13 protein-coding genes are annotated in these 12,717 nt (G+C 70.0%); 5 read left to right on the forward strand and 8 right to left on the reverse strand.

Annotated elements, in window-relative coordinates; all coding sequences use genetic code 11:
- Positions 1–18 precede the first annotated feature (18 nt).
- Genes J3S20_RS17275 through dctP form a run of 7 tightly spaced genes read right to left on the reverse strand, consistent with a single transcriptional unit; the run spans position 19 to position 6,915 of the window.
- Positions 19–1,401 carry an MmgE/PrpD family protein gene (locus J3S20_RS17275; protein WP_216837761.1) on the reverse strand — a complete coding sequence of 461 codons (1,383 nt, stop codon included), beginning with the start codon at positions 1,399–1,401 and terminating at the stop codon, positions 19–21.
- Positions 1,398–2,282 (reverse strand): polysaccharide deacetylase family protein, encoded by an 885-nt coding sequence (locus J3S20_RS17280; RefSeq protein WP_216837762.1) that lies wholly within the window; start codon positions 2,280–2,282, stop codon positions 1,398–1,400. The genes J3S20_RS17275 and J3S20_RS17280 overlap by 4 nt, the downstream gene beginning before the upstream one ends.
- A 60-nt stretch (positions 2,283–2,342) precedes the next feature.
- Positions 2,343–3,125, reverse strand: coding sequence for a GntR family transcriptional regulator (locus tag J3S20_RS17285; RefSeq protein WP_216837763.1), 783 nt, complete (start codon positions 3,123–3,125; stop codon positions 2,343–2,345).
- Positions 3,126–3,185: 60 nt separating this feature from the next.
- Positions 3,186–3,866, reverse strand: a complete 681-nt coding sequence (locus J3S20_RS17290) for a DUF2848 domain-containing protein (protein WP_216837764.1) — start codon at positions 3,864–3,866, stop codon at positions 3,186–3,188.
- Complete coding sequence (locus J3S20_RS17295; RefSeq protein ID WP_246602963.1) at positions 3,866–5,239, reverse strand: TRAP transporter large permease; 1,374 nt, start codon at positions 5,237–5,239, stop codon at positions 3,866–3,868. Before J3S20_RS17295 ends, J3S20_RS17290 begins: the two co-directional genes overlap by 1 nt.
- A complete protein-coding gene (locus J3S20_RS17300) occupies positions 5,236–5,835 on the reverse strand; it encodes a TRAP transporter small permease subunit (RefSeq protein ID WP_216837765.1) in 600 nt (199 codons plus the stop codon). Before J3S20_RS17300 ends, J3S20_RS17295 begins: the two co-directional genes overlap by 4 nt.
- Positions 5,836–5,838: 3 nt before the next feature.
- The gene (gene dctP, locus J3S20_RS17305) at positions 5,839–6,915 is read right to left on the reverse strand and encodes a TRAP transporter substrate-binding protein DctP (RefSeq protein ID WP_216837766.1); all 1,077 of its coding nucleotides are present in this window, start codon (positions 6,913–6,915) and stop codon (positions 5,839–5,841) included.
- 520 nt (positions 6,916–7,435) lie between these two features.
- On the opposite strand from dctP, the gene J3S20_RS17310 reads away from it, so the two are divergent.
- From J3S20_RS17310 to J3S20_RS17325, 4 genes are read left to right on the forward strand one after another with little or no spacing between them, the layout of a single operon-like run.
- A complete protein-coding gene (locus J3S20_RS17310; protein WP_216837767.1) occupies positions 7,436–7,948 on the forward strand; it encodes a VOC family protein in 513 nt (170 codons plus the stop codon).
- 10 nt (positions 7,949–7,958) lie between these two features.
- Positions 7,959–8,924 carry an ABC transporter substrate-binding protein gene (locus J3S20_RS17315; protein ID WP_216837768.1) on the forward strand — a complete coding sequence of 322 codons (966 nt, stop codon included), beginning with the start codon at positions 7,959–7,961 and terminating at the stop codon, positions 8,922–8,924.
- On the forward strand, positions 8,921–9,691 hold the full coding sequence (locus tag J3S20_RS17320; protein ID WP_216837769.1) for an ABC transporter ATP-binding protein: 771 nt from the start codon (positions 8,921–8,923) through the stop codon (positions 9,689–9,691). Before J3S20_RS17315 ends, J3S20_RS17320 begins: the two co-directional genes overlap by 4 nt.
- Complete coding sequence (locus J3S20_RS17325) at positions 9,688–10,437, forward strand: ABC transporter permease (RefSeq protein WP_216837770.1); 750 nt, start codon at positions 9,688–9,690, stop codon at positions 10,435–10,437. The genes J3S20_RS17320 and J3S20_RS17325 overlap by 4 nt, the downstream gene beginning before the upstream one ends.
- 3 nt (positions 10,438–10,440) lie before the next feature.
- Here J3S20_RS17325 and J3S20_RS17330 read toward each other — a convergent pair whose 3' ends face one another.
- A complete protein-coding gene (locus J3S20_RS17330; protein ID WP_216837771.1) occupies positions 10,441–11,583 on the reverse strand; it encodes an FAD-dependent oxidoreductase in 1,143 nt (380 codons plus the stop codon).
- A 66-nt stretch (positions 11,584–11,649) separates the two neighbouring features.
- Between J3S20_RS17330 and atzD the strand changes: the two genes are divergently transcribed.
- Positions 11,650–12,717: a cyanuric acid amidohydrolase gene (atzD, locus tag J3S20_RS17335; RefSeq protein WP_216837772.1), complete on the forward strand. Its 1,068-nt coding sequence runs from the start codon at positions 11,650–11,652 to the stop codon at positions 12,715–12,717.

Consider the following 12,717-nt stretch of genomic DNA (forward strand, 5'->3'; position numbering starts at 1 on the left):
GGCCGGAACCGCTCCGCGTCAAGCTTTCCCGGCGACCGCCGCAACCAGATCGGCGACATTTCCCAGCTGCTCGATCCCCGTAACCAGGTCGCGCAGCACCACGGCGCGGGCCTCCGGAACCGGCGGCACGGCGTGGCGGCAGCAGCGGAAGAATTTTTCCTCGTTGTCCGCGGCGGAAAGCGGCACGGCGGGGTGGCCGTAGATGCGCGGCAGGGTGATGGACAGCGTCTGGCCAGAGGTGAGACGCACCTCCACCACCTGCGGGTCCAGTGTGTTCTCGTCCGTATTGCCATCGGGCTCCAGCCGCACCAGGGCGGCGTAGCGATGCACCTCCGGGTCGCGCAGCGCCTCGCCCCGAAAGTCCGGCACGTCGCAGCGCCCCTTGGCGAGGAAGACGGCGGCGACGAAGGGCAGGCAGAGCTTGGCATAGTTCGAGGCAGGGTCTGGCACGTTCGGCCGCCCGACCAGGCGCAGCACCAGCGGAGGCGCCCGGCACACCACCTCCGCCACCTGATCCGCCGCAAAGCCGTGCTGCATCATCAGGTCGCGCAACCCATGCACCACGCCATGCGTCAGCCGGCCGGAGGGGAAGGGCTTGTGGGACAGCTTTTCGATCTGCCATTCCCGCCCGAGCACCGACGTGACCCGTTCGGGATGCACGTCCTGTTCTATGAGGGAAAAATAGCCGTAGCGGCCGGTGAAGACGTCGAGGGGCCCCTGCATGCCGGCGGCCGCAAGATCCGTCGCCGCGATGGCGCCCCGCGCATTGAAGCCGATCTGCAGGCCCAGCAGCGGCGAGCCCTCGAGATGCGCCTGCAGATTGCCGCTGGTCTGGCCATACATATGGCCGAAGGCGCTGCGCGTGGTTGCGATGTCGAAGCCGGCAAGATTGGCGATCGCCGCCGTGGCGCCGAAGCCGCCCGCCGTCGCCGGGCGGAAGAAGCGCAGCGCGGAATCGGTGGCGACGCCGAGCAGCCCGGCCGTATCCACCCCCACCGCCATGGCGGCCAGGAAGCGGTCGCCGGAGACAGGCCGGCCGCGCGCCGCCTCCCGTTCGCACCAGGCGAAAAGCGCGGAGAGCAGCGTCGCCATCGGGTGGACCACCGCGCGCTCATGCACGCAGTCGAATTCCAGGCAGTGGATCAGATAGGCGTTGACGATGGCCGCCGAGCCCGCGGACATGCGCCGTCCGCCGAGCCAGGCCGTCGCCTCCTCCCCCGGTCCCCATTGCGCGGCGAGGTCCAGCACCGTCTGCACATTGGCGCCGCTGCTGCCGGCAATCGCCACGCCCAGCGTATCCAGCAGGAAGGTCTTTGCCGCAGCGATCGCCGCGGGCGGCAAGTCCGCGCGGCGCGTGCTGACGGCGTGGCGGGCGAAGGCTTCGGCCAGGTCCTGGGTCATCGCGCTGCGGGCTCCGCCGGGGCTGGGGTGTGTGCGGCAAAGGCACGGGCGATCTCGGCGCGCGTCGCGAACCAGACGCCCGGCTTGCTGCGGGCATGCTGCAGGAAGCGGCCAAAAGCGCCGATGCGGCCGGGCCGGCCGATGATGCGCAAATGCACGCCGAGCGACATCATGCGCGGCGCGCTCGCGCCTTCCTCCAGCAGCACCTCGAAAGTCTCGATGGCGTAGTCCAGCCATTGCTGCGGCGTATAGCCGGGCGCCAGCCAGAACTTCATGTCGTTGCTGTCCAGCGCATACGGGACGATGACGATGGCGCGCGGCCCATCCTGCGTCTCCACCACATCCCAGCGCGGCACATCGTCGGAGAAGTCGTCCATGTGATAGAGGAAGCCTTCCTCCGCCAGCGTCGTGCGCAGCCGCGGCGAATGCAGATACCGGGAAAGCCATCCGAGCGGCCGATGTCCCGCGGTCTGGCGGATGCTCTCCACCGCCTTGCGCACGAAATCGCGTTCCCGCGCCTCGTCAAAGGAGAACTGGTGCACCCAGCGCCAGCCATGGCTGCAGGCCTCGTGCCCGCCGGCGGCGATCGCCTGGCCGATCTCCGGCGCGCGTTCCAGCGCCTGCGCCGCCGCGGTGAAGGTGGCCTTCACCTCATGCTTGGCGAGCTGCGCCGCCACCCGCGGCCAGCCTGCCCGGATGCCGTAGAGGTAGTTGGATTCATTGGCATAGTTGCGGATGGGGATCTTCAGCGCGACGCCGAGCTCATCCACCGGCTCCGGCCCCTTGTCGCCGTCCCGCACCGACATCTCGGCGCCTTCCTCGACATTGACGACGACGGACAGAGCGAGGCGGGCATCCTGGGGCCAGAGGGCTTGCGGCATGGGGCTACCTGATGTTGTCCGGACAAATCCTACCGAAGCCGCGCCGCGCGTAAAGGGTGCTCAGCCCTCGCCACGCCGCAGGCGCATCGCATAGGTGAAGCGTTCCGCCGGATGCCAGCTGCGGGACAGCAGCAGGGTCGCGCCATCCGTGCCCAGGTAGCGGCGCACGAAGCGCATGCCGACCTCGCGCCGCTTGCGGCCCAGCGCCTCCGCCACGCGGGCGGGCAGGGCGGCGGCGGTGATCTCCTGCACCACCTCCGCCACCTCCACCCCGAAGCGGCTTTCGATCAGCGCATAGATCGCGCCACGCTCCGACAGGGCACTGCTGATGGAGGCGAAGCGCGGATGGATCAGGATCTCGGCGGTCGCGATCGGGTTGCCATCCTGGCCGATCCGCAGGCCTTCCAGCTGCAGCCAGGTTTCGCCCGGCTGCGCGGGGATGGCGGCCGCATCCTCCGAGGTCAGCGGCGCCATGCGGCGGTCGCGGATCTCCAGCCGCGTATCGGCGGCGTATTGGAACAGGGATTCGATGCTGCGCAGCGACTGCACCGTGCCGCTCGGCGCCTCCCGCGCCACCACCATGGTGCCGGCGCCTTGCCGCCGCTCGACCAGCCCGGCCTCGACCAGCCGGCGCAGCGCCTCCCGGATCGTGTGGCGGGAGACCTGCAGGCTTTCGCAGAGCTCGGCCTCCGTCGGCAGCAGCGTGCCGATGGCGTAGCGGCCTTCCGCGATCGCCTCCCGCAGCTGGCCCTCGATTTGGGCATAAAGGGGCGGCCGCGGCGTATCCGGCCGGGATGCGGCGCGGGTCAGTGCCACGGCCTCCGTGCTGATTGCATGGTCCATCCCCTCCGTCCTTGGGGGAAGGCTAGCCGCTTGGCCTTGTCCGGACAACCGGCGGCTGCATCAGCTGATGACGGGCAGCTCCACCACCTCATAGGCATGCCGCAGGCTGCGTCCGCGGACGGGGTCGTGCAGTTCCATGGTGAAGCGGCTGGCAGGACGGATACCGCCGATGGCGCCCAGCGTGCCGCAGAACATCAGGCTGCCGGGCGGCAGGGCAGGGCCGCCGGGGCGGCGCGCCAGCAGGTCGCGCGGGTGGCGCAGCGCGGCCAGGGTGCCGTCCTGGTACAGCACCTCCTGCCCGCCGATTGTGGCCCAGGCGCGCAGCACCAGCGCATCCCAATGGCCCTCCACCTCCGCGAACCGCCAGAGGCCCTGGCCGATGGGCTTGCCGCAGAGCTGCTTGGACAGTGCGATGCCCGCGGCCTCCGCCTTGCGGTCGGTATGGTCCGAGCCCAGGCCGAGCCAGAGGCCATCGGCCAGCGAGACCAGCACCGGCTCGACCTCGCCCGAACTATCCGGCCCCAGCACCTCCAGCCGCTTCGCCTGGGTCAGGTTGGCCGCCGCCGCGCGGTAGTAGACGGGCACGGAGGAGGGGGGCGGCACGCCGATGGCCGCCAGTTCCTCGATATGATGCTGCACCGCCGCCTCGTCGCGCCCGGTCCAGCCGGCGATGATGAGTTGGTCCGGGGTGACGCCGATCCGGTCCATACCGGACTCGGAGATCCGGTCGAAGGTCAGCATCACGGTCCCGCCACGCGCGGCAGCCACAGGGCGATGTCGGGCAGCACCATCAGCAGGGCGATGGCGGCGATGTAGACGCCGACGAAGGGCAGCACGCCGACGAAGACATCGCCGATGCCGCGCCCATCCTTGCGCAGTCCCTGCAGCACATAGAGCACAGTGCCATCGGGCGGGCTGATGAGGGCGATCTCCACCAGCATGGTGACGACGACGCCAAACCAGATCGGGTCGTAGCCCAGCGCCACCACCACCGGGAAGATCACGGGGATGGTGGTGATGATCATGGAGAAGCCCTCCATGAAGGTGCCGAGCGCCAGGTAGAAGCCGATGATCAGCGCCATGATCATCCAGGCCGGCAGCGGCAGCCCGCCCACCAGCTGCGCCGCCATCTGCGGGATGCCGAGCAGCGTGATGATGTAGTTCAGCACATAGGCGCCCAGCAGGATCAGGCCGATCATCGCCGTATTGCGCGCCGTCGCCTCGGCGCAGGCATGCAGCATGCGGAAGGAGAAGCGGCGCTCCACGATCGCGATGCCGATGGCGGCGACGACGCCCAGCGCCGCCGATTCGGTCGGCGTCGCCAGGCCGGCATAGATGGTGCCGAGCACGATGAGGATCAGCAGGATGGTCGGAACCAGGCCCACCAGCCCGCGCAGCTTCACGCCCAGCGGAATCCGCGCACTCGGCGGCGGCGCGCCCTTCCGGTTGACCAGGATGACGGCGATGAAGGCCAGCATCACCAGGATGCTGGGCCCCACGGCGGCCAGGTACAGCGCGCCGACCGAGGTTTCGGTGATCAGCGCATAGATGATGAAGGTGATGCCGGGCGGGATCAGGTTGCCCAGCGCGCCACCCGCAGCCAGCGAGCCCATCACCATCTTCGGATCGTAGCCCTTGCCCTGGAAGAAGGGCATGGCAACCGAGCCCATGGTCGCCGCCGTGGCGACGGAGGAGCCGGAGATGGCGGAGAAGACGCCCGACGCCACGATATTCGTGTGCAGCAGCCCGCCCGGCAGACGGTCCATCCAGAGGTTCAGCGACCTGTACAGCCGCTCCGACAGGCCGGCCCTCAGCAGGATCTCGCCCATCAGCAGGAACAGCGGCACCGCCACCAGCACGAAGGAGGAGGAGGGGCCCCAGGCGGTCTGGCCGAGGAAGGTCCAGAAGGGCCGGTCGGAAAAGGCGAAGCCCGCCAACAGCCCGAGCACGCCGAGCGCCGCGCCCACATAGATGCCGGCCGCGAAGAAGGTGACGAAGACGCCCAGCAGCAGCAGCACGCCGGTCCAGGGAATCTCCGGCCCGCTGCCGATGCCGAACATGGAAAGGGTGAAGAAGATCGCCAGCAGGAGGAAGAGGAAGACGACCGCGATCATCGCCGCGCCTCCGCCTCGGCCAGCGCGTCCAGCGCCTCCTGCGCCTCTTCCACATAGCCGCGGGAGGAGAGGTTGCGCTCCAGCTGCCCGGCCTCCCCGGCGATGGCCAGCAGCAGGTTCTCCACCAGCATGGCCGCGATCAGCAGCAGGAAGACGATCATGCCGAAGGCCCAGAGCCCCTGCGGGATCGCCAGCGGCGTGCGCAGCAGGCTGATATCGGTGGCGCCGAACAGCAGCGATTCATCCACCAGGTCCCAGGCGCCCTTGGCCACGAAGGCCATCAGGATACCGAGCAGCAGCAGCGAGAGCAGATGCAGCCAGATGCGCAGCTTCTGCGGCAGGCGGTTCACCAGCATGTCGATGCGCACATGGCTGCGCGTGTTCAGCGCATGGCCGAGCCCCCAGGAGAGGCCGAAGGCCAGCATATAGCCGGTGATCTCCGTGGTGGACTGGGTGCTGAAGCGGAAGAGCGACCGCGCCAGCACCTCGAAGGCGATGAAGAAGGCGCAGAGCACGAAACCCCAGCCGGCAACGAGACCCATCAGCGAGGACAGCGCGCCGATGGCGCGACGCAAGCGGGTGGCTGCGTGCAGCATGGCCTATTGCGCCGTGTAGCGGACGCCGGAGATCGGCGCGACGATGCGGTTGTAGGTCTCGCCGCAGGCCGCACCGCAGCGCCGCACGAAGGCGGGCAGCACGGTATTGGTCAGCACGCCGCGCAGCGTCACCAGATCCTCCGGCGTCGGGCGCGTCACGGTCATCGGGCGGTTTTCCACCAGCCGGCCGATGCTGCAGCCGGCGCGCTGGCCGATATTGCAGGCGATGCCGTCCTCGGAGGCCTCGTCGCCCAGCTTCCACTGCGCATCGGCCACTTCCGCCATCACCTGGGTGATCAGCTCCCGCGCCGGGGCGTCGATGCGGTTCCACCAGGCAAGGTTCACGAAATAGCCGTAGGTCGACCAGGCGACTGGCAGCGCATACATATGCGTCGTCACCTCATACCACCGCGCCGCATTGCCCGATCCGGTGCCGGTGATGGCGCAATCCACCACGCCGCGTTCCAGCGAGGCATAGACCTCGGGGAAGCCGATGCCGACGGCCTGGCCGCCGATGGCGCTGACGAAGTCGTTGATGCTGCCGCCGCCGGTGCGGATCCGCCGCCCGCGCAGCGCGGCCAGGCTCTCCGCCTTCTCGCGGCAGAACAGCACCTGCGCGGGGTAAGGGGCAACGGCCAGCAGCCGCACGCCGAAACGCTCCAGCCCGCGGTTCATCTCGGGCAGCAGCGCTTCGCCGATTTGGCGTGCCTGCTGGATGGTGGGGTTCAGGCCGGCCAGGTCCGCCATGTCCAGCAGCGGCACGTCGCCCGCCACCGTGTTCAGCGGCGCCGCGCCGATCTCGACCTGGCCGGAGCGCGTCAGGCGGATGATCTCCGGCCCGTTCACATTGCGCTCAGGCCAGGAGGCGAGGGTGACGCGGATGCGGCCATTGCTGCGGGCCTGCAGCGCGTCGCGCAGCAGCGGCTGGTCCACGCGCGTATACTGCGGCTGCTGCGGATTGGGCTGCGTCACGGCCTGCAGGTTGATCTGCGGCCCCTGCGCCGCGGCCGTGCCTGCCAGCAGCGTGGCGCCCAGGACGGCGCCGAGCGTGGCGCGACCGAACTTGCCGAATGTGGTCATGATGTCCCGAACCCCCGTTGGTTGTGGATGATGCCCCGCGCGCTACAGCACCATGCGCCGGCTGCTGCGCCTCGTCTCGCCGCAAGCTGCAGCCCGCCGCATGCCCGCAGCATGCCCGCAGCATCCAGCGGCGGGTGATTCGGCTGGGGCAGCATGTCCTGGGGCATAGGCGATGGACCCTGTCACGGAACTGCGATGATGGCGAAGCCGGCTGGCCGCGCCAATCGTGAATCTTTCCCTCGGGCGAGAAGGGCCCTTCGCGCTGCACCATCCTCGCCCATCCCGGGCCTGGCGCCGTGGCGCGGCTTTGCATCTTCCGGGCCAAGGCGGCGGCAGGCGGTGCAGGGGTACAATCCGGGCGCCTGGCTGGGGCGCAATGCCCCGCCTCTGGTCAGGCGCGGCCTTGTCCTTGGGCAGATCTCCGCCGCTTCGGCCGCGCAAGCGGGGCGGGGGGCGCTGGCACGCGGGTTGCTGGCCAAGCCCGCGCTGCGCTTTGGCGGCCCTGCAGATGGAAGGCGCGATGACGGACCCAGCGGATGGCGCGGCGATCACCGCCGGTCTGTTCCATGTGGCGGTGAAGACGAATGACCTGGCCGCCACGAACGCATTCTACACGCGCATCATCGGCCTGCGACCGGTGGCACGGCCCGATTTCGGCTATCCCGGCGCCTGGCTCGCCGAGCCCCTGCCCGGGGGTGCTGCCATCCTGCATGTCTATGCCGGCGGTCCCGCGCTGGGGCCGGAAGGGCGGACGCCGGTCGGCACCGGGGCGATCGACCATATCTCGCTGTCCTGCCACGGCTACCACGCCTTCATCGCGCGCTTCCGCGCGGCCGGGCTGGACTGGCGCGAATTCCTCGTGCCGGGGACCAGCCTCTGGCAGCTCTTCGTGCACGATCCCTCCGGCGTGCAGCTGGAACTGACCTTCGACGGTACTGCGGAACAGGGTCCGCCGCCGGATCCGTCCGCGCATCGCCGCTACGTCGCCGGCGCCAGCTTCCACGATCCCGCCACCTATCCAAACCTTGCCTGAGGAGATCGCCATGATGCGCCGCCGCCCGCTGCTGCTCGCCGCCCTCGCCACGCCATTCGTCGCCCGCGCCCAGGCCGCGGATCGCGTGCGGGTCGCTGTCTTCAACGTTTCCTCCGCGCTGCCCTATTACGTGGCGGCGGAGCGCGGCTTCTTCGCGGCGGAGGGAATCGAGGCCAGCGCCACGCCGCTGCAGGCGGCGCCGCTGATCGTGCAGGCCATGGTCGCCGGCGATGTCGAGGCGGCCTCGAACCTGGTGACGCTGGAAGGCGCCAATATCAACAGCCGGCGCGCCAATACGGCAGTCTATATCTCCCTGAACGGCCAGAATGCCCAGTATCAGATGGAGCAGTTCGTGGTGCGCCCGGGCTATCCGGCGCAGTCGCTGCGCGACCTGAAGGGCGCGCGCATCCTCTCCGCGCCCGGCCCCGCCAACCTCTCCGCGGCAAAGGCGGTGCTGGCGGCGGTGGGGCTGCAGGAAGGGCGCGACTATTCGATCCAGGAACAGCAGATGGGCGTGCATGTCGGCGCCTTGGCAGCTGGCACCTTCGATGCGGCCTATACGCTGGAGCCTGTCGCGACGATCGCGGAGCGCGCCGGCGCGGCGCGGCGGCTGGAGGCCGGCGTGATCGCCACCCACCTGCTCGGCCGGCCGGAGGCGCAGGCCTTCGCCGCCGGTGCCGCTTTGACGGGCAAATTCCTGCAGGAAAAGCCGGATGTGGCGCGCCGCTTCGCCAATGCCTGGTCCAAGGCCTGCGCGCTGATCACCAGCGACGCCGCCAGCGTGCGGCCGCTGCTGGTGCAGCACATGCAGACCTCCGCCGAGCTGGCGCCCACCGTCCCGCTGGTCGCCTTCCGCATGGTGCGCGACCTTTCGCCGCAGGACATCGCGGACTTCCAGAAATTCGTCGACCTGGCCGTGGCGCAGGGCGTGGTGCGCAGCGCGATCCCCGTCGGCAGCTTCCTGCGCGCCCTTTGAGCCTGACCCCGCGCGAGACCGCCATTACCATCCGCGGCCTGCGCAAGGCCTTTGGCGGGCAGCCCGTCTATTCGGGCTTCGACCTGGATGTGAGGCGGGGTGATATCCTCGCCATCTTCGGGCCGAATGGCTGCGGCAAGTCGACGCTGATCAACATGGCTGCCGGGCTGCTGCCGCGCGATGGCGGTGAGATCCTGTATGACGGGCGCGAAGTGTCAGAAATCCGCGTCGGCTATGTCTTCCAGAACTACCGGGAGGCGCTGTTTCCCTGGCGTCGCGCGGCCGAGAATATCCGCTACCCCATGCGCCGCATGGGGCTGCCGGCGGCGCAGGTGGAACAGCGCCTGCAAGGCCTGGCCGAGCGTTTTCGGGTGCGCTTCGACCTGAACCGCTACCCCTACGAATTGTCCGGTGGCCAGCAGCAGCTGGTCTCCATCATGCGGGCGCTGGCGGTGGAGCCGGAAGTGCTGTTCCTGGACGAGCCCTTCTCCGCGCTGGATTTCGAAACCACGCTCTCGCTGCGCGACCTGCTGCAGCGCGTGCTGAAGGAGCTTGGCATCACCACCATCCTGGTCTCGCACGACCTGGAGGAATCCATCATCCTGGCGGACCGCCTGCTGATGCTGACGCGGCGGCCGACCACGGTGGCGGATGACGTGCCGATCGACCTGCCCTGGCCGCGGCAGGCCGAGGCGCTGGCCTCGCCGGGCTTCGTCGCGCTGAAGGCGCGCTGCCTCGACGTGTTCCAGAAGGCGGTGGCGGCATGAGGGCCCTGACCGGGCCGGCGCTGGGCGCGCTGGGCTTCGTGCTGCTGTGGCAGCTGGCCGTGCTGCTGCGGGTGGCCGACCCCATCCTGCTGCCGCCACCGGCGGAGGCCTTCGCGGAAACCTGGCGTGGCTTTGCGGACGGCACGCTGGCGCATGACACCTGGCGCACCGTGCAGCGCACGGGCCTCGCCTTCCTCATCGCCAGTGCCATCGGCGTGCCGCTGGGCGTGGCGCTGGGGGCGCAGGAGAAGCTGTATCGCGGCGTCGAATTCGTGGTGGACTTCTTCCGCTCCACCCCGGCCTCCGCCTTGTTCCCGCTGTTCCTGATCCTGTTCGGGCCGGGGGAGGGCACGAAGGTCGCGGTCGCGGCCTTTGGCGCCGCGCTGGTGATCCTGTTCAACGCGGCCTATGGCGTGATCAATGCGCGCCGCACGCGCGTTCTCGCCGCGCGCATCATGGGCGCCTCCGGACCACGCATCCTGGTGGATGTGCTGATCTGGGAGGCGCTGCCGCAGATCCTGGTCGGCATGCGCAGCGGCATCTCGCTCGCGCTGGTCATCGTGGTGGTGGCGGAGATGTTCATCGGCTCAACCGACGGCCTCGGCCATCGCGTCATCAATGCGCAGATGCTGTTCGAGAGCGGGCTGATGTATGGCGTGATCTTCGTGGCCGGCGCGCTGGGCTATGCGCTGAACCTGCTGTTCATCCTGCTGGAGAAGCGCTTCGTGCACTGGTCCGGGCGGTAGGGGTCAGTCCACCTCGATGTAGAGTTGGCGCAGGCGGTCGAGGAAGGGCGCCTCGGCCTTCTTGCGCGTGCCCGCCACCACGTCATTGGGCGGGATCAGCGTGTCCGAGGCCTCCATCGAGAACTGCCGCACGAATTCCACCCGCGCATCCCGCGCCGCGGCGACCGCCGCCGCATCGCCGCCGGCGCGCAGGACCTTCGCTGCGACCACGCCGCATTCCACCGCCTGGGTCGCGCCCTGGCCCAGCGTCGGCACCATGGCCTGCGCCGCATCGCCGAGAAACAGCGCCCGGCCATCCAGCGCATGGCGCCGCACCGGCACGATGGCGGAGCGTGCCCAATGGATCTGTGCCACATGCCGGTCGATCTGGCCGAGCATCCAGGCCACCGCCGCGCAGGGCGCGCCGTTAGGCGGCGTGAACAGCGCGCGCTGCGCCGCGGCGGTCTTCATCGCCTCCGGCACCTGGCCATCGGCCGGCAGGGGAAAAGTGCCGGCGATATAGACGGCACCGCCCGGCACGCGGAAGGACAGCAGGCGGGCATTGCCGTTGAACCACTGGCCGTAATCGTCATAGGGGCAGTCCGCCGCATCCGTCACCAGCAGCCGCCAGATGCAGACGCCGAGCAGGGTGGTCGGCGGCTCGCCCGCCGCCAGCGCGCGCAGCCGGCTGTAGCGGCCATCGGCGCCGACCAGCAGGTCGAAGCCGCCATGGCGCACAAGGCCCTGATCCGTGCTGAAAACCGGCACCAGGCGGCCGGCCGCGTCTTCCTCCAACGCCTCCAGCGCATGCCCGTTGCGCGTGCAGTCTGCCACGGGGGCGCGCAGCAGGCGGTAGAGCTCGGACCAGCGGATTCGTACGCCGGGCTCCTCCGCCACATCGCGCATGTCGAGGTCCAAGAGCCGCGTGCCGTTCGTGAGATCCACGAACCAGCGCTCCCAGGGCAATGAGGCGGCGCGCAGGGCGGCATGGCGCAGCGGCATGTGCAGCCGCAGTGCCTTCAACGCGTTCGGGCCGATGTTCAGCCCCGTCCCGGCCTCCGCCTGGTCGCCCGGCCCCACACGCTCGAAGGCCGTGATGTCGAAGCCTTCCAGCCCCTCCGCCAGCAGGCTGCCCGCGACGCCGGTGCCGATGATGCCGATCCGCATGAAGTCCTGCCCCATAAGCCGCGCAACCCCGTGCAATCGCTGCGCCAGATCCATTATGCTCCGGCCATGCCCAGCCTCGCCATCCACCGCCTGCCCATGGCCCATCCGGGCGACCTTTCCGCCCTCGCTACGCTGATCGATCGCGGCGAGGTTCGCGCCGGCGACATCCGCGCGGTGATCGGCAAGACCGAGGGCAATGGCGGGCTGAACGATTTCACGCGCGGCTACTTCACCCAGTCGCTGATGCTGCTGCTGTCACGCACGACCGGCGAGGACCCGGCCGCGCTGGCCGCACGCATCCCCTGCGTGCTGTCGGGCGGGACGGAGGGCGCGCTTTCGCCGCACTACCTCGTCTTCGCGGTGGATCGCACGGCCAGCGGCCCGCGCGGCCTGGCGCTCGGCACCGCCTTCAGCGCGCCCACGCCCGCCGCCGAGATCGGGCGGGAGGCGCAGATCGCCAGCGTGGCGCAGGCCGTGCGCGAGGCCTTGGCGGAGGCCGGGATCACCCGCGCCGAGGATGTGGTGCTGGTGCAGGTCAAGGCGCCCTGCGCCCAGGCGCCGGGGCCGGAAGCGCGCAGCACCGACCCGCGCCTGCTGATGGCCCTGTCCCGCGCCGCCGCAGCCTTCGGCGTCGGCCGCGCGCTGGGCGATATCGTCGGAGGCACGGAGGACGATCTGCTGCGCGACCTGGCGAAATTCTCCAGCCGCGCCAGCATCTCCTCCGGCATCGAGGTGACGGCGAATGAGGTGGTGGTCTTCGGCCATGCCGAGGGCTGGAATCCGGGGCTGACGGCGGGCGTGGCGCCGATGGCGGATCTGCTGGACCTGGAGGGCGTGGTCGCCGCCTTCCGTGCCGCGGGCCTGGCCGCCACACCTTCCGTCCCCGCTGCAGACCGGGCGCGCGTGCTCGGCGTGCTGGCGAAGGGGGAGCCGGAGAAATCCGGCGCGATCCGCGGCGCCCGGCACACCATGCTCGGCGATACGGACCTCGATGCGCAGCGCCATCTGCGTGGCGCGCTGGGCGCCATCGTGTCCAGCGTCGCCGGCCACGGGCAGGTCTTCGTCAGCGGCGGGGCGGAGCATCAGGGGCCGCCGGGTGGCGGCCTCGTTTGCGTCTTCGCCCGCGCCGTCTGA

The organism is Falsiroseomonas tokyonensis, assembly GCF_019024325.1.
Classification (GTDB): domain Bacteria; phylum Pseudomonadota; class Alphaproteobacteria; order Acetobacterales; family Acetobacteraceae; genus Falsiroseomonas; species Falsiroseomonas tokyonensis.

Bases quoted from the DNA above. Each gene is read 5' to 3' on its own strand.
- J3S20_RS17290 (WP_216837764.1), bottom strand. From the start codon at position 3,866: ATGCTGACCTTCGACCGGATCTCCGAGTCCGGTATGGACCGGATCGGC.
- J3S20_RS17315 (WP_216837768.1), top strand. From the start codon at position 7,959: ATGATGCGCCGCCGCCCGCTGCTGCTCGCCGCCCTCGCCACGCCATTC.
- dctP (WP_216837766.1), bottom strand. From the start codon at position 6,915: ATGACCACATTCGGCAAGTTCGGTCGCGCCACGCTCGGCGCCGTCCTG.
- J3S20_RS17275 (WP_216837761.1), bottom strand. From the start codon at position 1,401: ATGACCCAGGACCTGGCCGAAGCCTTCGCCCGCCACGCCGTCAGCACG.
- J3S20_RS17285 (WP_216837763.1), bottom strand. From the start codon at position 3,125: ATGGACCATGCAATCAGCACGGAGGCCGTGGCACTGACCCGCGCCGCA.
- J3S20_RS17280 (WP_216837762.1), bottom strand. From the start codon at position 2,282: ATGCCGCAAGCCCTCTGGCCCCAGGATGCCCGCCTCGCTCTGTCCGTC.
- J3S20_RS17310 (WP_216837767.1), top strand. From the start codon at position 7,436: ATGACGGACCCAGCGGATGGCGCGGCGATCACCGCCGGTCTGTTCCAT.
- J3S20_RS17330 (WP_216837771.1), bottom strand. From the start codon at position 11,583: ATGCGGATCGGCATCATCGGCACCGGCGTCGCGGGCAGCCTGCTGGCG.
- J3S20_RS17295 (WP_246602963.1), bottom strand. From the start codon at position 5,239: ATGATCGCGGTCGTCTTCCTCTTCCTCCTGCTGGCGATCTTCTTCACC.
- atzD (WP_216837772.1), top strand. From the start codon at position 11,650: ATGCCCAGCCTCGCCATCCACCGCCTGCCCATGGCCCATCCGGGCGAC.
- J3S20_RS17325 (WP_216837770.1), top strand. From the start codon at position 9,688: ATGAGGGCCCTGACCGGGCCGGCGCTGGGCGCGCTGGGCTTCGTGCTG.
- J3S20_RS17300 (WP_216837765.1), bottom strand. From the start codon at position 5,835: ATGCTGCACGCAGCCACCCGCTTGCGTCGCGCCATCGGCGCGCTGTCC.